Here is a 20,459-nt window from a genome sequence, read left to right on the forward strand (position 1 = left end):
ATGACCCAGCAGTTCTATGTCTCGCCCGAACAGCTGATGAAGGACCGCGCGGATTTTGCGCGGAAAGGCATCGCCCGGGGCCGCTCCGTTGTGGTCATCAGCTGCGCCGACGGCATTGCACTCGTCGCCGAGAATCCCTCGCCGTCCCTCCACAAGATCGGTGAGATCTATGACAAGATCGCGTTCGCCGCGGTGGGCAAGTACAACGAATTCGAAAGCCTCAGGCAGGCCGGCGTGCGCTACGCCGACGTCCGGGGATACTCGTACGATCGCGAGGATGTAACCGCCCGTGGCTTGGCGAGCGTGTATGCGCAAAGCCTGGGCGCCGTCTTCACCGCTGAACAGAAGCCTTTCGAGGTGGAACTTGCCGTCGCGGAGGTGGGTCCCACGCAGGCCGAAGACCACCTGTACCGGCTGACGTTTGATGGGTCCATTGCCGACGAGCACAGCTTCGTCGTGATGGGCGGCCAGGCCGAGAAGGTGTCGTCGGCAATTGATGCAGGCTGGCAGGCCTCGATGGGCTTCGCTGACGCAGTGCGGCTGGCACTGAAGGGGCTGACGCCTGTCCAGGAGGGGGAGCAGCCGGGAGCGCCACTGCCGCCCAGCGCCCTCGAGGTGGCCGTGCTGGACAGGCTTTCCGACAGCACCCGCGGCACCCGGCGCGCCTTCCGCAGGCTTAATGACGCGGACATCACAGCACTGCTGGCCTAGGAGGACAACATGGACAAGAGAATCTTCGGCATCGAAACCGAGTTCGGGATCTCTTATTCGAGCCCGGACTCCAGGCCTCTTGCTCCCGAGGAGGTGGCCCGGTACCTCTTCCGCAAGGTGGTCAGCTGGGGGCGTTCGTCGAACGTGTTCCTTACCAACGGTTCCCGGCTGTACCTCGATGTGGGGTCCCATCCCGAGTACGCCACGGCAGAATGCGACGACCTTGCCCAGCTGATCGCCCATGACCGTGCCGGTGAACTGATCCTTGACGACCTGGTGGACGAGGCCCAGGCGCGTCTGGCTGCTGAAGGGTTCAACGGCACCGTGTACCTGTTCAAGAACAACACGGACTCCGCCGGCAACTCTTACGGCAGCCACGAGAACTACCTCATTCCGCGGCGCGGCGAGTTTTCCCGTCTGGCCGAGATCCTGATTCCGTTCCTCGTCACCCGCCAGCTCATCGCCGGGGCCGGCAAGATCCTGAAGACTCCCCACGGGGCCACCTACGCCTTTTCCCAGCGCGCCGACCACATCTGGGAGGGCGTCTCCTCCGCCACCACCCGGTCCCGCCCCATTATCAACACCAGGGACGAGCCGCACGCAGATGCCGAGTTCTACCGGCGACTGCACGTCATCGTCGGTGACTCCAACATGTCCGAGGCGACGGCACTGATGAAGATCGGCACCGTGGACCTGGTTCTTCGGATGATCGAGGCGGGCGTGATCATGCGCGACATGCGGATGGAAAATCCCATCCGCAGCATCCGGGAAATCTCCCACGACCTCAGCGGCCGCGCCCTGGTCCGCCTGGCCAACGGCCGCCAGCTCACAGCCCTTGAGATCCAGCAGGAATACCTGACCAAGGTCACGGCCTTCGTGAAGGAGCACGGCGCCCACAACCAGCACGTTCCGGTGATCCTGGACCTGTGGGAACGCACGCTGAACGCCATCGAATCGGGTGATACCAGGGGCATCGATACGGAAATCGACTGGGCCATCAAGAAGAAGCTAATGGACAATTACCGCGAACGGCACGGGCTTGGGTTGGAGGCTCCCCGGATCGCCCAACTCGACCTGACGTACCATGACATTTCCCGCAGCCGTGGACTCTTCTACCTGCTCCAGTCCCGTGGCGCGGTGCGCCGGATCGTTGACGATACGGTGATCAAGAGTGCCGTGGACGCACCCCCGCAAACCACCCGGGCCAAGCTCCGGGGGGACTTTGTCCGCCGGGCACAGGAACTCGGGCGCGACTACACGGTTGACTGGGTGCACCTGAAGCTGAACGACCGCGCCCACCAGACAATCCTGTGCAAGGATCCCTTCCGCAGCGTCGATGAGCGCGTGGATACGCTGCTCGACTCCATGGGTTGATCGGCTCCGGGCGGACGCCCAGCTTCAGGGTCTATTCTGGATAGGGTCCTTTTAACGGGACCTCCACGGCACTGTCCGCCGCCATGCGGATTGTCGTATCCACCCTGCCCCGACGAAAGTTATCCTACGTGCGCCGACTACTAGCAATCCTCCTCCCCGGCCTGCTGCTCCTGACCGCCTGCGGAGGTACAGCCTCCCAGCCCGAACCAAGCAGCCAGTCCGCCGGGGAGACTGCAAAGTTCGACTCCATCAAGCTGACCGACAACGGAGACAAGAAGGCCCCGGGGGTGGAGTTCGACAAGCCTCTGACCGTCACCCAGCCCACCATCAAAGTCGTTTCCGAAGGCAGCGGCGCCACCGTGAAGGCCAACCAGATCGCCAAAATCTCCGTCCTGGCCTTGAACGGCACGGATGGGTCCCAGCTGGAGGATACATTCCCCAACGAGCCTGAAAACCTGGAGCTGAACGATGAGCTCAAGACCAACAGCGCCGTCATCTATAACGCTTTCGTCGGCGCGAAGGTGGGGTCAAGCCTTGCCCTGGCCGTCCCCGGCAAGCAGAGTGCACCGTCGTCAAGTGCCGGCCCGTCCGACAGCGCCAGTCCCGGCGCAAGCCCCAGCGCAGCTTCCGATCCCACTCAGCTGCTGATCATCAAGGTTCTTTCCGCCTCAGACCCCACTCCTGTCCTGGACAAGCCCCAGGGTGAAACGGTGTCGCCCCAGGCCGGGCTGCCCACGGTGACCGAAAAGGACGGCGTACCGGAAATCAATGTAGCCGGAGCACCGGCCCCCACTTCCCTTGTGTCGCAGGACCTGATCAAGGGAACCGGCGCCACGGTCAAGGAAACCGACACACTGACCGTGAACTACGTCGGCGTCAACCTCAGCGACGGCACCAAGTTCGATTCCAGTTTCGACCGCGGACAGCCGGCCACCTTCCCGCTCTCAGGCGTCATCAAGGGCTGGACCCAGGGCCTTACCGGTAAAACCGTAGGCTCCCGCGTCCTGCTGGTCATCCCCAAGGATCTGGCCTACGGTGACGCCGGCCAGGGCCAGGCGAAGGGTGACCTGGTGTTCGTAGTGGACATCCTCGGGGTCAAGTAGCAAGACTTACAGGAACGCCGCGTTCTTCGCGGCAACCATCAGCACTCACGCATAGGAGCAAGCATGTCGTTTGGACAGCGGGAATTCGACCGCCAGAAGCCCGAGATCGACTTCCCGGAAGGTGATGTTCCCACGGAACTCGTCATCACCGACCTCATCGAGGGTGACGGCCGCGAAGCCAAGGCAGGGGATACCGTCTCCACCCACTACGTCGGCGTTGCCTGGTCCACGGGCGAGGAATTCGACGCCTCATGGGGGCGCGGTGCACCGCTGGACTTCCGCGTCGGCGTCGGCCAGGTCATCCAGGGTTGGGACCAGGGCCTGCTGGGCATGAAGGTGGGCGGCCGCCGTCGCCTGGAGATCCCGTCAGAGCTGGCTTACGGCTCCCGTGGCGCCGGTGGGGCCATCGCACCCAACGAAGCCCTGATCTTCGTCGTGGACCTCGTCGGGGTCCGCTGACCCAACCCAGGGCTGCCGCCAGGGGCGCGGCTGGACGGAGGACAACCCTCCATCCAGCCGCGCTTTCTGCTTTCCCCGGGGGAGTTTAGTAACGTAACGAACGTGTCCCTAACCCGCACTGAACGACTCCTCAACCTGCTGATCGCGCTCCTCAACACCCGCTACGGGCTCCACCGCAGCGAGCTGCGCGACAAGGTTTACCACGACACCTCCGGCAATGACGTCGCATTCGGGCGCATGTTTGAGCGGGACAAGAATGACCTGCGCGCGATGGGCTTTGATGTTGAGACACTGACGGACCTGGGTTGGAGCGAGGACGATCCCGCTACCACGCGGTACCGGATCGGCAAGGAATCCAACCGGCTCCCTGATGTCGAGCTTGGGCCCGAGGAGTGGACCGTCCTCCTCCTGGCCTCCCAGCTTTGGGAGCGTGCCGCGTTGGGGACGGCAGCCCAAAGTGCACTGCGGAAGCTGCAGGCATCCGGGCAGCTGGCAGAGGTGGAGCTGCCCGCGGGGGTCCAGCCGCGGATCAAACCGGCGGGCCAGGCGTTCGATGACATCGTGGCAGCCATGCACGCCAAGCATCCGGTGGCCTTCACCTACCTGGCAGGCAGTACCGGCAAGGAGGAGGAACGGATCGTTGAGCCATGGGGCCTGGGCAGCCGCTTTGGCCAGTGGTACCTCATGGGTTACGACCGGGCCCGGAAGGCCGCGCGGCAGTTCCGGCTTTCCCGCCTCACCAGCGCCGTGACCACCCTGCCACGAGAGCAGTACGAACCGCCCGCCGACTTCAACATCCGCGCGGAGCTGGAACGCCTGCCTGAACTGCCGCTCCGCACCGCCGTCGTGCATGTCCGGAAAGGGCACCTGCTGGCCCTTCGCCGCCGGGCGGTCCAGGAGGCTGCCCCGCAGGCGTCCGGCCGGCCCCGTGGGGGCTATGACCAGCTGGTCCTGGAGTACCGCGACCCGGAAGTCCTGGCCGAGGAGCTGGCGTCCTACGGGCCGGACGCCCTGGCAGTGGAACCCGCCGTGCTCGTCGAGGCCGTACGCCGTCGGCTGCAGGCCGCGGCAGACTTCAGTGCCGCACCTGTCCCCGCCTACTCCTTCACCGATACCCGTGCACGGACTGCCCGGAAAGGGACCTCGGAGGACCAGCTCAAGCGGATGCTCCAACTGGTGCCGTTCCTGGTCCACAACCAAGGCCTCCACATCCAGGACGTCGCCCGCCACTTCGGCGTCACCCGCGAAGAGCTCGAGGCGGACCTCCGGATCCTCATTTGCTCCGGATTGCCCGAGGGCTATCCGGACGACCTGCTGGACATCCAGTGGGAAGACGACCACGTCTTCATCACCCAGGACCTCGACCTGAAAAAGCCAGTCCGGTTTACCGTGGAGGAGGCCTGTGCCCTGCTGACCGGGCTGGAGACACTCAATGGCCTGCCGGACCTGCCCGGTGGCGGGGCCCTGGAATCGGTCACCCTGAAGCTTCTGGCAGCCGCAGGGGAGGAAGGACTCCGCGCTGCCTCCATCGCCGGACCGCAGGTTGCTCCCGAGGACGCCGAAACGCACGCCATAGTCCGCCACGCCATCGAGTCCCGTTCCCAGCTCCACCTCACGTACTTGTCACCGCAACGGGACGCCGTGACGGAACGCGACGTTGACCCGCTCCGGCTGTACTCCCTTGACAACACCTGGTACCTCGAAGCCTGGTGCCACCTGGTGGACGGGCTGCGGAACTTCCGCCTGGACAGGGTAGAGGATGTGCACCCCAACGGGGCGCCCGCCAGCAAGGCGGGAGAACGGGAGAGCGGGGTCCCGGCCAAGCTGTTCACCCCGAACGACGACGACACAATCGTCACGGTCCAGCTCACCCGGCAGGGGAGGGGGCTGGCCGAGGACTATTACGCGGAGCGGACAGCCGAGCTTCCCGACGGCGGCCTGGTGGCAGAGATCCGGTTTGGAAGCACGGCTTGGCTGCCGATGTTCGTGGCCCAACATGGTGGCGCGGTCCGCATCCTGGCACCCGCTGAGGTAGCCGACGCGGCGCGGGACTGGCTGGCGGCAGCCCTGCACACTTACGCCGGATAGACTCTTCACCATGCCTTGGTGGTCCTGGATTCTTATATGGGTGGCGCTCGTCGCCGTAGCCCTGCTTTTCTATGTCCTGCTGGGCATCCGTCTGTTCCGGCAGTTCATGGCCATCATGAAGGACCTCAGCGCCGCAGGCGGCAAGTTGGGGCATCTGGGCCCCCTTGAGGTCCCGGACGAAACCGGTGATCCGTCACGCACCGTGCCGGGCTCTGCCGTTTTTGCCTCACCCGCTGTCATGCGACATGATTACGAGGCATCCAAACTGGCACGGCGCGAAGAACGCCGGCGCAGGCGAGTGCAGCGCAAAAAGGACCGGGGCCAGCCGCAGGCGCTCGGCGATCTCGACTTCACATAGAAGTAGGATGTAGTTAGAGGAAAGGATTTCCCGTGGGAAGACTCTTTGATGGCCCCTGGCCAATCGTAATCATCATCATTGTTGCTTTGCTTCTCTTCGCCGCCCCCAAGCTTCCGGCCATGGCCCGAAGCCTGGGCCAGTCCATGCGGATCATCAAGTCCGAGGTCAAGGAAATGAAGAACGACGGCAAAGCCGACTCCACCACCGATGCCTCAGGTCCGGTGGAAGGCACCATCGTGAACCACCCCAAGGCGAAGCCCGGTGAGCCGACTGACGGCACTGACGTTCCGCCGTCGACCCGCGCCTGACCTCCCGTGGCACTGTCGCGGGCCCGTAAAGCCAATCCCGAGGGGCGGATGTCCCTTTGGGAACACCTCAAGGAGCTGAAGAACCGGCTGATTAAGTCGGCAATCGGCGTCGTCATTGGCGGCATTGGGGGCTGGATACTTTACGATCCGCTGCTGAAGGCCCTCGCGGAGCCGGTAAACCGTATTTCGAATGAGACCGGCGGCCTTGCTGCCATCAACTTCGGAACCATCGCGTCGCCCTTTGACTTCAAGCTGCAGATGTCGCTCCTTATTGGGGCTGTCATCTCCAGCCCCATCTGGATTTACCAGCTCTGGGCGTTCATCACGCCCGGGCTGACATCCAAGGAGCGGCGCTACACCCTGGGCTACATGGCCGCGGCCATCCCGCTGTTCCTCGCCGGAATCTGGGTAGGCTGGCTCGTGGTTCCCCAGGTGGTCCACGCGCTGACCCAGTTCACCCCTGAAGGTTCCTCCAGCGTCATCGATGCCAGGACCTACATCGAATTCGTCACCCGCATGGTGCTGATGCTGGGCCTGGCCTTCCTGGTGCCCGTGGTGCTGGTCGGCGTCAACATGGCGGGCATCGTGTCCGGCCACACCATCCTCAAAGCGTGGCGCATCACGGTGTTCCTGGTCTTTGTCCTGGCTGCGATCGCCGCGCCGGGTGCGGATGCGATATCGATGTTCATGCTCGCCGTCCCGCTGCTGGCGCTGTTCTTCGCAGCAATCGGCATCTGCATCATGAATGACAAGCGACGCGACCGCCGCCAGGCCCGGCAGGTCGAGGAGACCGAAGCCACCGCAGATATCGCCACCCCAAGCAGCGAACTCAAGAAGCTCTAGGCTGCCGTTAGGCTTGGGGTATGTCCTCCACCACCGGACCCTTCTCCACCGGCCCCGTCGATCCTGAAGAACTGTCTCCCGCCGAGCGCTACCGCGCAAGCGCCGAACGCAGGGCCTACGCCGCCACACCCCTGGGAGCCTTCAGCGGGACCCTGGATTTTGAGCTGGATGACTTCCAAAAGCAGGCGTGCCGTTCCCTGCAGGAGGGCAGGGGAGTCCTGGTGGCTGCCCCCACCGGTGCCGGCAAGACCATCGTGGGGGAGTTCGCCATCTACCTCGCCTTGCAGCGCGGGCTGAAGGCGTTCTACACCACGCCCATAAAGGCCCTCAGCAACCAGAAGTTCAGCGAACTCACCGAAAAGTACGGTGCCGACAACGTGGGCCTCCTGACCGGTGACACCAGCATCAACGGTGATGCCCAGGTGGTGGTCATGACCACAGAAGTCCTGCGGAACATGCTCTACGCTGAGTCGGCGACGCTGGACGACCTTGGCTACGTGGTCATGGATGAAGTCCACTACCTTGCCGACCGGTTCCGCGGTGCAGTCTGGGAGGAAGTCATCATCCACCTGCCCACCGAGGTGCAGGTCGCTTCGCTCAGTGCCACGGTCTCGAATGCCGAGGAATTCGGCGCCTGGCTGGACACCGTCCGCGGTGACACCGACATCATCGTTTCCGAACACCGGCCGGTACCGCTGTGGCAGCACGTCATGGTGGGCCGGCAAATCATGGACCTGTTCGCCGGGGAAACCACCTTTGACGAGATCGCCCCGCCCGTTGAGGAGGATGAGGACCGGCCAGCGGCCAAGCCCGGAAAATCTCCGGACAACGCCACGGGGCGCGGCTTCGACGTCAACCCGGACCTGCTGACAGTGGCGCAGAGCGAAACCCAGCAGAGTTTCCGAAGCCGCCCCGGGCCCGGGGGCCGCGGGCAGCGCGGCCGGCGCGGAAACGACCGCTTGGGCCGGGGCGGAGAGCCCAGGGGAGTGCGTCCGGCCAGCCGCCCGCAGGTCATCGCGAGCCTGGACCGGATGGACCTGCTGCCCGCCATCACCTTCATCTTTTCCCGCGCCGGCTGCGAGGCAGCAGTGGCGCAGTGTGTCGGTTCCGGACTGTGGCTCACCACCGAAAGGGAGCAGCGGATCATCGCCCAGCGGGTCGATGAGGCCGGGCAGGACATCCCGCCGGACGACCTCGACGTCCTGGGCTTCTGGACCTGGCGGGACGGCCTGGTCCGCGGTTTTGCCGCCCACCACGCAGGCATGCTGCCCACCTTCAAGGAGGTAGTGGAGAAGCTCTTCGCCGACGGGCTGGTGAAGGCTGTCTTCGCCACGGAAACCCTTGCCCTGGGCGTCAACATGCCGGCCCGTTCCGTGGTGCTGGAAAAGCTGGACAAGTTCAACGGCGAAGCCCACGTGGACATCACGGCAGGTGAATACACCCAGCTGACCGGACGGGCGGGCCGCCGCGGGATCGACATTGAGGGCCACGCGGTGGTGCTCTGGCAGCCAGGAACGGACCCGACGGCGGTGGCGGGCCTGGCGTCCCGGCGCACCTATCCGCTGAACTCCAGTTTCCGGCCCACCTACAACATGAGCATCAATCTCCTGGCACAGTTTGGCCGGTCCCGGGCCCGAGAAATCCTGGAATCCTCCTTTGCCCAGTTCCAGGCCGACCGTTCCGTGGTGGGCCTGGCCAGGCAGGTACGCAGCCGCGAGGAATCCCTGGCAGGCTACGCCAAGTCCATGACCTGCCACCTGGGCGACTTCACGGAGTATGCCCGGCTGCGCAGGGAACTATCCGACGCGGAGAGTGCCACCTCCCGGACCAAGTCACGGGTCCAGAAGTCACTCAGTGGCGACTCCCTTGCCCGTCTCCTGCCGGGGGACGTGGTCAATGTTCCCGGCGGACGCGCCCCTGGGCCCGCCGTCGTACTCAGCTCCGACCACGGCAGCCGCGAACCGCGGCCTGCCGTTCTTACGCTGGACAACCAGCTGCGACGAATCGGTACGGATGACCTGGAAGGTCCCATCGCCCCGGTGACCCGCATCCGGATCCCGAAGTCCTTCAATGCAAAGGTGCCCAAGTCACGACGCGATCTTGCGTCCTCCGTCCGGAACGCGCTGCGGGAAAACCGGCCGCCCGCTCCCGGCCAGAACCGCAACCACGATTTCGGCCGTGGCGCCGCCTTTCCCAACCATGAGAAGCGCATCGCGGCCCTGCGCCGGGCCTTGAAGGCACACCCCTGCCATGGATGCAGCGAACGGGAAGACCACGCGCGGTGGTCGGAGCGCTGGTGGAAGCTGCGGCGCGAAACGGACGGCCTGGTCCGCCAGATCCAGGGCCGCACCAACACCATCGCTAAAACCTTTGACCGGGTGTGCGACGTCCTTTTCGCCTATGGATATCTGGAGGACGCCGGCGATGGCCGCCTGAACATCAGCGCGGACGGCCAGCGGCTGCGCCGAATCTACGGCGAGAAGGACCTGCTGATCTCACAGTCGCTGCGGCTGGGCGCGTTCGATGACCTGGACGCCGCAGAAGTTGCTGCCCTGGCCAGCGTGTTGGTCTACCAGGCCAAACGCGAAGACCGGGGCCTGCGGCCGCGCATGCCCAGTGTCTCCCTGGAAACCTCTGTGGACATCGTGGTCAGGGAATGGTCCGTCCTTGAAGACGTGGAAGAGGAGAACAAGCTTCCGCTGACGGGCGAGCCTGAACTGGGCCTGGTCTGGCCTCTCTACAAGTGGGCCCGCGGCCGCCACCTGCAGGATGTCCTGAGCGGCACGGACCTTGCGGCCGGCGACTTTGTCCGCTGGGTCAAACAGGTGGTGGACCTCCTGGACCAGCTGGCAAAAATTCCCGGCCTTGATCCGCGGCTGGCACGGCTTTGCGCCGAAGCCATCAACCTCATCCGCCGCGGCGTCGTGGCGTACTCGTCCGTTCTCTAGTCCCGCTTTCACCCCTGCCGGCCGCTGCCGGCCTGCCCATACACAGGAGTCCTTTCCGCCATGCCCAACCCTGAAGCCACGTCCCGTCCCACCCCGGTGCTGTACCGGAACGGGTCCGTCTACACCGCGGCGGACCCCTTCGCTACGGCCATGCTGGTGGACGGCGACACCGTTGCCTGGGTCGGTTCAGAGCAGGCGGCATCATCCATTGCCGACAGTTCCATGGAGGTCATCGACCTCCGCGGCGCCCTGGTGGCCCCCGGATTCATCGATTCCCACATGCACCTGACCGAAACCGGCATTGCCCTGGAATCACTGCAGCTGGGGTCCGTAGCCTCTGCCCGCGCCCTGCTGGACGCAGTTGCCGCCGCCGGCGGTGACGGGCCCGTGCTCGGCCACGGTTGGGACGAGACCACCTGGGCGGACTCCACCCTGCCCACCGCCGAGGAACTGGAGCGCGCAGCGGACGGTCGTCCGGTGTACCTCTCTCGGGTGGACGTGCATTCGGCGTTGGTTTCGACGTCGCTGGCACGGTCAGCGGACCTGCGCGGCAAGGACGGGTACGACGGCGGAGCCCGGGTAACGCGGGCGGCACACGAAGCGGCACGACTGGCAACGCGCCAGCTGCCACAGGAGTCATTGAAGCGGCACCAGGAGCGTGCCCTGATGGAGGCGGCGGCCAACGGTTACGTTGCCGTGGCAGAGATGGGGGCGCCGCATATTGGCGGCGCCGATGATCTCAAGCTTGCTGCCGCTTGGAACGGTGGTGCGGACGGCGGTGCGCAGTTTCCCGAAGTATTGCCGTATTGGGGCGAGCTGGTTTCGTCCGAGGAGCAGGCCCGCGTTCTCGTTGGGCAGTTCGAAGGACGCATCCGCGGCCTTGCCGGTGACCTCAACATTGACGGTTCACTGGGTTCCCGCACTGCCGCGCTGCGGGCGGGCTACAGCGATGCGGCCCAGGAGCGCGGCGCACTGTACCTCAGCGTGGACCAGGCGGCAGCCCACCTTGCCGCGTGTTCCCTCGCCGGGATCCAGGGCGGGTTCCACGTGATCGGCGATGCCGGGCTTGACGCTGCCCTGGAAGCGCTGGACCTGGCGGCCAGGGAAGTGGGGGAGCAGCGGGTGCGTGCAGCCGGCCACCGGTTTGAGCATGTGGAGATGGCTGATGCGCCTGCCGTGGCCAAGCTGGCCCACTACTCCGTGACGGTCAGCGCCCAGCCGGCCTTCGATGCAGCCTGGGGCGGCCCAGGCGGACTTTACGAGAGGCGGGTGGGGGAGCGCAGCCGGTCCATGAATCCGTTCGCCGCCTTCTACTCCGCAGGGGTCCCCGTTTGCTTTGGCAGTGACAGTCCCGTCACCCCCCTCCGTCCGTGGGCCAGCGTGCGCGCTTGCGTGGAACATCACAACAGCGCAGAGCGAATTTCTGCACGGGCGGCGTTCCTGGGTCATACCCGCGCCGGCTGGAGGGCTGCCCGGCACGCAAACCCCATGGCTGGGCAGCTGGTTCCCGGAGCTCCTGCCAGTTTTGCCGTCTGGGAGGTGGAGGAACTGATGGTCCAGGTGGCCGACGGACGGGTGCAGTCATGGAGCACAGATCCGCGCGCCCGGACCCCCCTGCTGCCGGCCCTGGACACGGGCTCGGACCCGGTATGCCTGCAGACCGTCAAAAACGGCGCCGAACTGTTCGCCAGCCCGGCACTGCGTTCCTGACCCGGGAACCGTCCGCCCTATAATGGGGAGTTGCGCCCGGCGCCGGCAAGGCCGGTATCAGGTGCACCGACCACTTCCACCAGGAAAGGCCCTTTGTGCGCGTCCTTACGATCATTCCCACCTACAACGAACTGGAATCGCTGCCCAAGACGCTCCAGCGCCTTCGGAAGGCTGTTCCGGCGTCGGACGTGTTGGTGGTTGATGACAACAGCCCTGACGGCACCGGGCAACTTGCCGACGGCTTCGCCGCCGAGGATTCCCAGGTCCATGTCCTGCACCGCAAAGGCAAGGAAGGCCTGGGCGCGGCCTACATTGCCGGCTTCAAGTGGGGGCTGGAGGCCGGGTACGACGTCCTGGTTGAAATGGACGCAGACGGTTCCCACCAGCCCGAACAGCTTCCCCAACTGATTGAAGCGGTGGACCAGGGCGCAGACCTGGCCATGGGCTCGCGCTGGGTTCCCGGCGGCAGCGTGGTGAACTGGCCCCTGTATCGCCAGGCGATCTCGCGAGTGGGCAGCACCTATGCCCGCCTGATGCTCGGCCTGCCGATCAAGGATGTGACCGGAGGCTTCCGGGCATTCCGCAGGACGACCCTGGAGAAGCTCAACCTGGACCAGGTGGACTCGGTGGGCTATGGCTTCCAGGTGGACCTGGCCTGGCGCGTGGCGAAGCTGGGCCTGCGCATCGAGGAACGCCCCATCACCTTCGTTGAACGCGAGCTGGGTGCATCGAAAATGAGCGGCAACATCGTCGTCGAAGCCATGATCAATGTCACCAGGTGGGGTTTGGCTGCCCGATGGAACACCCTGGCAGGCAAGCTGAAGAACAAGCAGGCCTGATTCTGCTGGCGGGCTAAACCCCTGCAGGGGACGGAATACGCGAAAAAAAGGGGGCGGCCCCGCACCAAAGTGCGGGGCCGCCCCATTTTTTTGCGGCTGGCCTTAGGCCGAGCGGCGCTCTCCGCGGCGTTCGCGAAGGATGGTCAGGCGGTCCTCGAGGATCTGTTCGAGTTCAGGCAGGGAACGTCGTTCCAGCAGCATGTCCCAGTGGGTGCGCACTGCCTTGTCGTTGCTGGTGTCCGGCTTTTCGCCGTCGACCAGGAGCGCTTCCTTGCCGGTCTTGGAGACCCACACCGGAGGAATTTCCGCCTCGGAGGAGAACGTGACGAAGACCTGCTCGCCATCCGCGCAACGGTATTCAACCCGCTGGCGCGGAGCCGGCTCAACTCCGGACTCGGTCTCCATGCTCTGCGCACCAAGGCGCATGCCCCGCAGGCTGCGATCGCTCATGTTTTCTCCCTCTGGTCGGTTCGCGGATTAGATCTCCGCGCTAGCCGGTGGCGCCGTAGCACCGCCGGACTACTGTGTGCACTGTGCTGCATCATAGGATTCAACGCATTGCGAAGCTTGGTTGTTCCAGCCGGTATACTCCTGCCGGACAAATACCCAATTATACGGGTGTTAATCGGTCAGGACCAAACAGGGAGGGTTCCGCGGTTCTGCCGTGGAACCCTCCCTGTTTCCCTGTCGTGTTAGGGCTGGCTCCGGTCGGCGGGCGCTTGCTCGAAGAGCCCGGAAGCGGTGGCTTCCGCGTTGGCGCCGCCGATGGCGCTGCCGATGCCCTTCAATGCTTCCCCGACCTCGCTCGGGATGATCCAAAGTTTGTTGGCGGATCCCTCAGCCAGTTTGGGGAGCGTCTGGAGGTACTGGTAGGCCAGCAATTTCTGGTCCGGGTTACCTTTGTGGATCGCGTCGAAGACCTTCTGGATTGCCTGCGACTCGCCGTCGGCGCGGAGGATTGCGGCTTTGGCCTCGCCTTCGGCTTTGAGGATCGCAGCCTGGCGCTGGCCCTCTGCCGTCAGGATGGCGGACTGCTTGGTTCCCTCCGCGGTGAGAATGGCGGCTCGACGGTCACGTTCCGCGCGCATCTGCTTCTCCATGGAATCCTGGATGGAGTGCGGCGGGTCGATGGCCTTCAGTTCCACCCGTGAGACGCGGATGCCCCAACGGCCGGTTGCTTCGTCCAGGACGCCGCGCAACTGCCCGTTGATCTGGTCGCGGGACGTGAGGGCTTCCTCAAGGTTGAGTCCGCCCACAACATTGCGCAGCGTGGTGGTGGTGAGCTGTTCCACGGCCTGGATGTAATTGGCGATCTCATAGGTGGCAGCCCGGGGGTCCGTCACCTGGAAGTACACCACCGTATCGATGGAAACCACCAGGTTGTCTTCGGTGATGACCGGCTGCGGCGGGAAGGACACCACCTGTTCGCGCAGGTCCAGGAGCGGCAGGAGCCGGTCGACGAACGGAATCAGGATCGTCAGTCCCGGGTTCAGCGTCCGCTGGTACTTGCCAAGCCGTTCAACGACGCCGGCGCGTGCCTGCGGAATGATCCGGACGGCCCGGACCAAAACTATGATGACAAAGACGATCAGAACCACCAGCACGATGGCCAGCGCGGTTCCGCCTGCGTTATTCATACAACTCCTTGTTCCCCAATTGTCAGGTTGTATCAGGTCCGGTGGCCGCCGTAGGCGGTACCGAAACCACTGCTGTTGCGCCATCGATAGCCGCCACGACCACCTTCTGGCCCGCAGGAAGGACTCCCGCGGCGGAGCGGGCGCTCCAAATATCACCGCCGATTTTCACCAGGCCGCCGTCGGAGGTGACTGCTTCCATCACCACGGCCGGTTCGCCAATGAGCCGGTCCACGTTGGTCCGCTGTTCGGACGGGCCCTTCTTCAGGTGCGAGAGCGCCACCGGGCGGACAAAGGCAACCATGAGCAGGGACACGATGCAGAAGATGACCACCTGCAGCCAGGGATCGGCGCCGGCGAAATCGGCCACCAGTGCGGCGAGTGAACCGCCGCCGAGCATAATGAAAAACAGGTCAAGGGTGATCATCTCGATCACGGCAAACGTCAGGAAGGCTGTGAGCCAGACGGCCCACCAGTTTTCCCCAAGCCATTCGAACATCCCTGTTTCCCCCTTCGTCACGGGGGAACCGCGTCCGCGGACCCGCCAGTAACTGTCTTTTCATCCTAGTCCGCGGTCCTGCGGTGTGGGCCGGATCATGGAGGCTGCCGGGGGATAGTGGCCAAGTCGTTACGGGGCATCCCGGGTGCCGGGTCGGAAGATGAAAAGCCTGAACTTCGCCTGTGCTGCCAAAGGCTCGGGGACATCTTCGAGCCGGGCCGCAAGCCGATCCCGGTCCAGATGATGGCCGGCAGGCCCCATGAACGCCAGGTCCGCGGCTGCCGTGCGGCTAAGCTCCAGCGCGACGTCGACGTCGAGGGTGCTTTCCGCCTCGAAATGGCCGGCCATTGCCACGGCCAGCCGTTCGTCCTTGCCTTCTTCGATTCCCAGCATCCCGGTCGCCTCGGCGAGCTCCGCGAGATGTCCGCTGCGCGGTGTCACCACCACCAGCACGCCCGTGGGGCGCAGGACCCGGGCGAATTCCGCGGGGTTCCGTGGGGCAAAAACCACGGTAACCGCGTCTACCGAGTTGCTTTCCACCGGAAAGGGCTGCCAGATGTCCCACACCAGGTTGACCGTTTCAGGATTGAGCCGGGCGGCGCGCCGGAGGGCGAATTTGGAGATGTCCAGGCCGATGGCAGACGCCTGGCGCCCGGCCGCAGCCGCCGCGTCGAGGATTTCGCGCAGATAGTGCCCGGTCCCCGTTCCGGAGTCCAGCACGACGGCACCTGCCGCCGGCAGGTTGGGCACGACGGCGGCGGCAAGCGCCTGCGCCATCGGCCGGTAGTGGCCGTCCCCCAGGAAGTTGAAACGTGACGCCACCATGGCCGCACTGTCCGGCTCGAAGGGTGAGCCCTTGCCCACCAGGAGGTTGAAGTAGCCCTGGCGGGCGGCGTCGAAGCTGTGGCCGTTGGGACAGGCCAGGCGCGGATGGCGGCCACCCTTCGCTTCCTGGTGCTCGAGCGGAGCTGAGCAGACAGGACAGAGGAGAAGGACATCCGCGGAAGGCATGGGACCAATCTTAGGGCTGCCGGGCCCGCAGTCCGTGCCCGCCGCCTTGCGTACGTGGCAGCTGGAATCAGCCGGCGGAAATGCCGGCCGGACCGGCGTCGAACCCCAAACCATCCTGTGCCCTGCCGATGCCGGCCTCCGCCCAGTGCGCCGCGTACTCGGCGTTGCTGCTCAGGGACCGTAGCTGGGCCCGGTCTATGTACAGGATGCCGTTTAGGTGGTCCGTTTCATGCTGAACGATGCGCGCCTGCCACCCGAAAAACTCCCGGTGCTCCGGCACGCCGTCGGGCCTCAGATACTCCAGGAGCACAGCCTCCGGGCGGGCCACTACGGCCTGGAGCCCGTTCAGGGAAAGACACCCCTCATAGAACGACGCGAGTCCTTCCCCCCGGGGCGTGTACCGGGGATTGAGGATGGCCAGGAACTCCAGTGGGCTCCGGTTCCTCAGGGCTGCAGCTTCCGGATCAACGTTGAACTGGTCCTCCAGGACGGCAAGCCGCAGGGGAATGCCCAGCTGCGGGGCGGCAAGGCCCACACCCGGGGCCTCGTGCATGACCTGGCGCATGATCCCGATCAAGCGGTGCAACTGGTCCGCTGACAATTGCCCGTCGAACTCGGCGGCGCGTTGGCGCAGTGCCGGGTGGCCCGCCTGGACGATGGGCGGAAGGGATTCGGCGGACAGGATCCGCTCCACGGTCTCACGGATTTCGTGGGCACCGGCAGTTGTTTGGGGAACAGTCTGGGTCATGGGGACAGCCTACTGGCCGGACCACGGGGACCTGTCGGTTAGGGTCTACTGCATGGCTGACAATTCCCTCCCGGCGGCATCCCCGCTGGAGCACGTACTGGAATTCATTCGGGTCCTTGAGGCCGGCGGCGGCGCGGCGGAGATCAGGCCGTTCCTGTCGGAATCGTTCGTGCTGACCGAGGCACCGCATCTGCTGGCCCCTGAAGGCTCCACCCGGGCACTGGCTGGAGTCCTTGCCGGCGCCGACCAAAGCCGCCAGGTGGTGAAGGACCAGAAGTTCATTGTGCGGAGGACCACCTGTGAAGGCGGCCGGGTGGTGGTGGAGGCCGACTGGTCGGCCACGGTACTGATGGACCTGCGGTACTGGGACCGCGGCGAGACCGTCCGCGCCAGGACGGCCTCCGTCTTTGAGGTGAGCGGTGGCGTGATTGTGAGCCAGGACAGCTACGACTGCTATTTCCGGTAACCCCCGCCTGCTTGTGCCCGCCGGGAGCCTAGTGCATTGTGAAGCGCCTGGCGGCCCACCGGTTCACTGCCGGAATCGCCGCGGCCGCGCCAATGGCGGCGGTGCGGATTCCCAGGAGCTGTGACGGCAGCGGCCTGCCGAGCATCATGTTGACTTCCGCCTGTCGGCGGGCCAGGACCGCTGCCTTCTGCCGTCGCTTTTCGAACTCCCTGAGCTGGCTGCCAGTCGGCCTGCCTGCCAAGGCCGCGCAGACCACCGGCAGCAGCTCCCTGGCGTCCAGCCAGCCCAGGTTCATGCCCTGGCCTCCAATAGGGCTGATCTCGTGCGCCGCATCTCCCAGCAGCACCGCCCGTCCCGTGACGGTGCGGCGGGCAATGGTGGACCGCACGCTGAAGGCGCTCAGCATGGAATTCGAGGACGTATCAGGAAGGAACCCGGTCCGCCGCCGCACCAACTGGGCCAGATCGTGCGGGCCTGCCGCCGGTCCGGCGGCCTGTCCCAGCCGGACCACCCAGCGGCGCACGCCGCCGGGCAACGGGAAGGATTCAACGATTCCCTCCGGTTCGAGGAACAGGACGGCTTTGTTCCCGTAGTGCGTGCCGTCGTCGAAATCCCCCATGAGGTAGTGGTCCGGGTACGTTCTGCCGGCCACCGGCACCTGCAACGCGCTGCGCAGCCGGGACCGGGCACCGTCAGCCACCACGAGCAACGCTGCCGTGGCGCTGCGGCGCGTGGCACCTGCGCCGGACTCGACCTCAACGGTTACCGTGCCGCCGTCGTCCCTGACCCTGGTGACGTTGGCACCCCTGATGATCGCGCCGGAGTCCAGCTCAGTGACGCGCTCTTCGAGAAGCTGCTCCGTGCGGAACTGCGGGAGCGCCAGCACAAAAGGGAAATCCTTGGATACGGCGCCGAAATCCATGGTCCCCACTGTCTTCCCGCCGCTGACCGCCAGGCCGGTCCTGATGGGGACGCCCTCCTGCACCATGGGGGCAGCCACTCCAACCCCGGCAAGTGCCTTCAGTGCCGGGGGGTGGATGCCGATGGCGCGGGTATGCCGGTTCCGGGTCTGCCTCTGTTCAAAAACCTTGACCGAGACACCTTCCTGCAGCAGCGCAGCAGCCATGTACAGGCCCACGGGACCTCCGCCTGCGATCAGAACCTCGGCATCCATGGTCAGCCCTTGCGGTAGGTCAGGACCTGGTGAAAGGCAAATGAGTGCTCCACGGACCAGCCCGGGGGAGCGGCGGCAGCCAACTCGGCGGGCCGGTAGCTCCGGCGGATGGAGGTAAGGCCGTCCTGGCGGATGAAGGAGCGGCGGAAGGGGAGTGCGGCAACGCTGAAGAGGGCAAAGGCGGTGGGGCTTCGAACGAGGTCGTTGTGCAGCGCTTTCCCTGACGCCAGGATTTCGGAGTCGGCCAACAGATGCCGCAGCTCCTCGGGTCCGAGGTGGTGCAGCATGTGGTTCGAAATCACGACGTCGAATGCCGCACCTTCCCGGACGAGGTCTGCACTGTGGGCCTGACGGAACTCAACGCCCGGTATGGGCGGCCGGCGCCTGGCAAAGCTGGCCGCGCGGGGATCGGGATCGATGCCGGTGATCTGCATAGGCATGCCGTCCCGGGCTGCCCAGCGGGCCAGCATCACCGCGAGGTCGCCGCCGCCGCATCCGACATCGAGGACAGTCAGCGGCGCCTGGCCCTGCCGTTCCAGGCTGCGCAACTCCCTGGTGTAGAGCCGACGCCAGCCCGACAGAGCCCTGTTAATGATGCCGAACTGCCGGTAGGTGTTGTCCAGGAGCCGGGGGTCGCAGTCGGGGTGGTCCATTTGCTCGACATCGCCGATGGCGCGCCGGGTAAGCAGGATGTCCATTGTTGTGGAAGCCCGCTCAGGCAAGCGTTGCCTCGGTGGCCCGGTTGTCCTTGAGCAGGACTTCTTCCCTGGCAGCGTCCTCCTGGGGAGTGTCTATTTGTGCGGGGTCCTCCTGGGGAGTGCTCGCCGACCGGCCAGCGGACTGCCGGAGCTTCGTGAACAAACCCGTTTCCACCGTCAGGCCCGGGCCAAAGGCCATGGAACAGATCCGTTCATCCTCTTCCTTGAGGGGTTGTTCCAGGATGTGTTTGAGGACGAACAGCACGGTGGCGCTGCTCATGTTTCCGAAATTGCGCAGGGTCTCCCGGGCGGGAACCAGTTGCGTGTCGCTGAGGCCGAGCCGGGACTGCACCTTATCCAGGATGCTGCGGCCGCCGGGATGGATGGCCCAGTGGGGGATGGCGGTGTAGGGGAGTGCCGCCAGCTCGGGTTCCCTGGCTAAAAGCGGTTCCAGTGCATCCACGATGTGGTCGTCAATGATGTGCGGCACGTAGTTGCCCAGGACCATCTCGAAGCCGTTGTCACCGATATTCCAGGCCATGGAGTCCTCACCGACCGGCGTCAGGACAGTTTCGAAATGGTCCAGTTTCAGCAGCGCGCTTTCCTCGGCGCCTGGCCGGGCCGTCACGACGGCGGCTGCCGCACCGTCAGCGAACAGCGCCGAGCCCATGATGGTGTCCGGGTTGTTGGAGGTCCGGACGTGCAGGGAGCACAGTTCAGCACAGACAACCAGCACGACGGCATTGGGATCCGCCTCGCAGAACAGCTTCGCCGCGCGGAGCGCGGGGAACGCCGCGTAACAGCCCATGAAACCCAGATGGTAGCGCTGGACAGCAGGACTGAGGCCGAGTTCGCGAACAACCTTATAGTCAGGGCCAGGGTTGAAAAAGCCGGTGCAGGAAACGGTCACCAGATGAGTTATGTCAAGTAAATCGAGTTCAGGGGCGGCTTCCAGGGCAGCGCGGGAAGCCTCGACGAACAGCTTTGTGGCCTCGCGGGCGAAGATGTCGTTGCGGACCTTGGTGCTCGGGTTCAGCAGCAGGCCGGATTCCTGGTCATAGAACTGCGGGTTTTCGGAGCGGGCCGTGGTGGTCAGTTCCTCAACGGCGGTGAACCTCGTATCAATGGCTGCACCATCAAAGCAGGTGTTGACCAGCCGCGAACCCAATCGGGACAAACCCGGCTGTGCCGCAAACACGTCGCGGGCTTCGGACTGGATCAGCTTTGTCGTCGGAACTGCAGTTTCGAGTGAACGCACGTAGACCGTCATTGATTCATTCTTGACGGGCGCCTGGATAAAGACAATGCCTCTGCGTCCTGACCAGCGCTTTCATGCTCTTTCAGGCCGGTTTTGTGGCCAGGGATGCATGCTGGGCAACCCCGCCCGGAGTCCTTACCGAAACGCCGATAATCTACATTATGTCAAGTAGTACTCTGCGTATTGCATCAGATGAATCAATCGCCCCGATCCCCCGGATCCGCACCAAG

At 65.0% G+C, this 20,459-nt stretch carries 20 protein-coding genes; 12 read left to right on the top strand and 8 right to left on the bottom strand.

Annotated features, from left to right (window positions below; genetic code table 11):
• From prcA to LFT46_RS10470, 11 genes are all read left to right on the top strand, one after another.
• Nucleotides 1-711 (top strand): proteasome subunit alpha, encoded by a 711-nt coding sequence (gene prcA, locus LFT46_RS10420; protein WP_236798384.1) that lies wholly within the window; start codon nucleotides 1-3, stop codon nucleotides 709-711.
• 9 nt (nucleotides 712-720) lie between these two features.
• Entirely contained in the window at nucleotides 721-2,085 is a 1,365-nt protein-coding gene (gene pafA, locus LFT46_RS10425; RefSeq protein WP_236819478.1) for a Pup--protein ligase, read from the top strand.
• 128 nt (nucleotides 2,086-2,213) lie between these two features.
• Nucleotides 2,214-3,188 (top strand): FKBP-type peptidyl-prolyl cis-trans isomerase, encoded by a 975-nt coding sequence (locus LFT46_RS10430; RefSeq protein ID WP_236798386.1) that lies wholly within the window; start codon nucleotides 2,214-2,216, stop codon nucleotides 3,186-3,188.
• A gap of 63 nt (nucleotides 3,189-3,251) precedes the next feature.
• Nucleotides 3,252-3,647, top strand: coding sequence for an FKBP-type peptidyl-prolyl cis-trans isomerase (locus tag LFT46_RS10435; protein WP_066275847.1), 396 nt, complete (start codon nucleotides 3,252-3,254; stop codon nucleotides 3,645-3,647).
• Nucleotides 3,648-3,749: 102 nt separating this feature from the next.
• Nucleotides 3,750-5,735: a helix-turn-helix transcriptional regulator gene (locus tag LFT46_RS10440; RefSeq protein ID WP_236819480.1), complete on the top strand. Its 1,986-nt coding sequence runs from the start codon at nucleotides 3,750-3,752 to the stop codon at nucleotides 5,733-5,735.
• A 10-nt stretch (nucleotides 5,736-5,745) separates the two neighbouring features.
• Nucleotides 5,746-6,093 (top strand): hypothetical protein, encoded by a 348-nt coding sequence (locus LFT46_RS10445; protein WP_236798388.1) that lies wholly within the window; start codon nucleotides 5,746-5,748, stop codon nucleotides 6,091-6,093.
• A gap of 32 nt (nucleotides 6,094-6,125) precedes the next feature.
• On the top strand, nucleotides 6,126-6,401 hold the full coding sequence (tatA, locus tag LFT46_RS10450) for a Sec-independent protein translocase subunit TatA (RefSeq protein WP_142133819.1): 276 nt from the start codon (nucleotides 6,126-6,128) through the stop codon (nucleotides 6,399-6,401).
• A 48-nt stretch (nucleotides 6,402-6,449) separates the two neighbouring features.
• Complete coding sequence (gene tatC / locus LFT46_RS10455; protein WP_236819487.1) at nucleotides 6,450-7,244, top strand: twin-arginine translocase subunit TatC; 795 nt, start codon at nucleotides 6,450-6,452, stop codon at nucleotides 7,242-7,244.
• Between the two features lie 20 nt (nucleotides 7,245-7,264).
• Nucleotides 7,265-10,192 (top strand): DEAD/DEAH box helicase, encoded by a 2,928-nt coding sequence (locus LFT46_RS10460; protein WP_236819489.1) that lies wholly within the window; start codon nucleotides 7,265-7,267, stop codon nucleotides 10,190-10,192.
• A gap of 60 nt (nucleotides 10,193-10,252) precedes the next feature.
• The gene (locus LFT46_RS10465; RefSeq protein ID WP_236819491.1) at nucleotides 10,253-11,902 is read left to right on the top strand and encodes an amidohydrolase; all 1,650 of its coding nucleotides are present in this window, start codon (nucleotides 10,253-10,255) and stop codon (nucleotides 11,900-11,902) included.
• Nucleotides 11,903-11,997: 95 nt separating this feature from the next.
• Nucleotides 11,998-12,741 carry a polyprenol monophosphomannose synthase gene (locus LFT46_RS10470; RefSeq protein ID WP_236798392.1) on the top strand — a complete coding sequence of 248 codons (744 nt, stop codon included), beginning with the start codon at nucleotides 11,998-12,000 and terminating at the stop codon, nucleotides 12,739-12,741.
• Nucleotides 12,742-12,843: 102 nt separating this feature from the next.
• Here the strand turns inward: LFT46_RS10470 and LFT46_RS10475 are convergent, their stop codons facing one another.
• The 5 genes from LFT46_RS10475 to LFT46_RS10495 form a co-directional block, all read right to left on the bottom strand.
• A complete protein-coding gene (locus LFT46_RS10475; protein WP_026266052.1) occupies nucleotides 12,844-13,191 on the bottom strand; it encodes an RNA polymerase-binding protein RbpA in 348 nt (115 codons plus the stop codon).
• A 242-nt stretch (nucleotides 13,192-13,433) separates the two neighbouring features.
• Nucleotides 13,434-14,378, bottom strand: a complete 945-nt coding sequence (locus LFT46_RS10480) for an SPFH domain-containing protein (RefSeq protein WP_236819493.1) — start codon at nucleotides 14,376-14,378, stop codon at nucleotides 13,434-13,436.
• Between the two features lie 22 nt (nucleotides 14,379-14,400).
• The gene (locus tag LFT46_RS10485; protein WP_236819495.1) at nucleotides 14,401-14,874 is read right to left on the bottom strand and encodes an NfeD family protein; all 474 of its coding nucleotides are present in this window, start codon (nucleotides 14,872-14,874) and stop codon (nucleotides 14,401-14,403) included.
• A 129-nt stretch (nucleotides 14,875-15,003) separates the two neighbouring features.
• Nucleotides 15,004-15,885, bottom strand: a complete 882-nt coding sequence (locus tag LFT46_RS10490; protein WP_236819497.1) for a putative RNA methyltransferase — start codon at nucleotides 15,883-15,885, stop codon at nucleotides 15,004-15,006.
• Nucleotides 15,886-15,952: 67 nt separating this feature from the next.
• Nucleotides 15,953-16,633: a peptide deformylase gene (locus tag LFT46_RS10495; RefSeq protein ID WP_236819499.1), complete on the bottom strand. Its 681-nt coding sequence runs from the start codon at nucleotides 16,631-16,633 to the stop codon at nucleotides 15,953-15,955.
• Between the two features lie 52 nt (nucleotides 16,634-16,685).
• Here LFT46_RS10495 and LFT46_RS10500 point away from each other — a divergent pair, with 52 nt between their 5' ends.
• On the top strand, nucleotides 16,686-17,099 hold the full coding sequence (locus tag LFT46_RS10500; protein WP_236819500.1) for a nuclear transport factor 2 family protein: 414 nt from the start codon (nucleotides 16,686-16,688) through the stop codon (nucleotides 17,097-17,099).
• 28 nt (nucleotides 17,100-17,127) lie between these two features.
• Here LFT46_RS10500 and LFT46_RS10505 read toward each other — a convergent pair whose 3' ends face one another.
• The 3 genes from LFT46_RS10505 to LFT46_RS10515 are packed head-to-tail and all read right to left on the bottom strand — an operon-like array spanning nucleotide 17,128 to nucleotide 20,241.
• Nucleotides 17,128-18,273 carry an FAD-dependent oxidoreductase gene (locus LFT46_RS10505; RefSeq protein ID WP_236819502.1) on the bottom strand — a complete coding sequence of 382 codons (1,146 nt, stop codon included), beginning with the start codon at nucleotides 18,271-18,273 and terminating at the stop codon, nucleotides 17,128-17,130.
• Nucleotides 18,274-18,275: 2 nt separating this feature from the next.
• Nucleotides 18,276-18,971 carry a class I SAM-dependent methyltransferase gene (locus tag LFT46_RS10510; RefSeq protein ID WP_236819504.1) on the bottom strand — a complete coding sequence of 232 codons (696 nt, stop codon included), beginning with the start codon at nucleotides 18,969-18,971 and terminating at the stop codon, nucleotides 18,276-18,278.
• 16 nt (nucleotides 18,972-18,987) lie between these two features.
• Nucleotides 18,988-20,241, bottom strand: a complete 1,254-nt coding sequence (locus LFT46_RS10515; protein WP_236819511.1) for a type III polyketide synthase — start codon at nucleotides 20,239-20,241, stop codon at nucleotides 18,988-18,990.
• Nucleotides 20,242-20,459 lie beyond the last annotated feature (218 nt).

The organism is Arthrobacter sp. FW306-07-I, assembly GCF_021800405.1.
Taxonomy (GTDB): domain Bacteria; phylum Actinomycetota; class Actinomycetes; order Actinomycetales; family Micrococcaceae; genus Arthrobacter.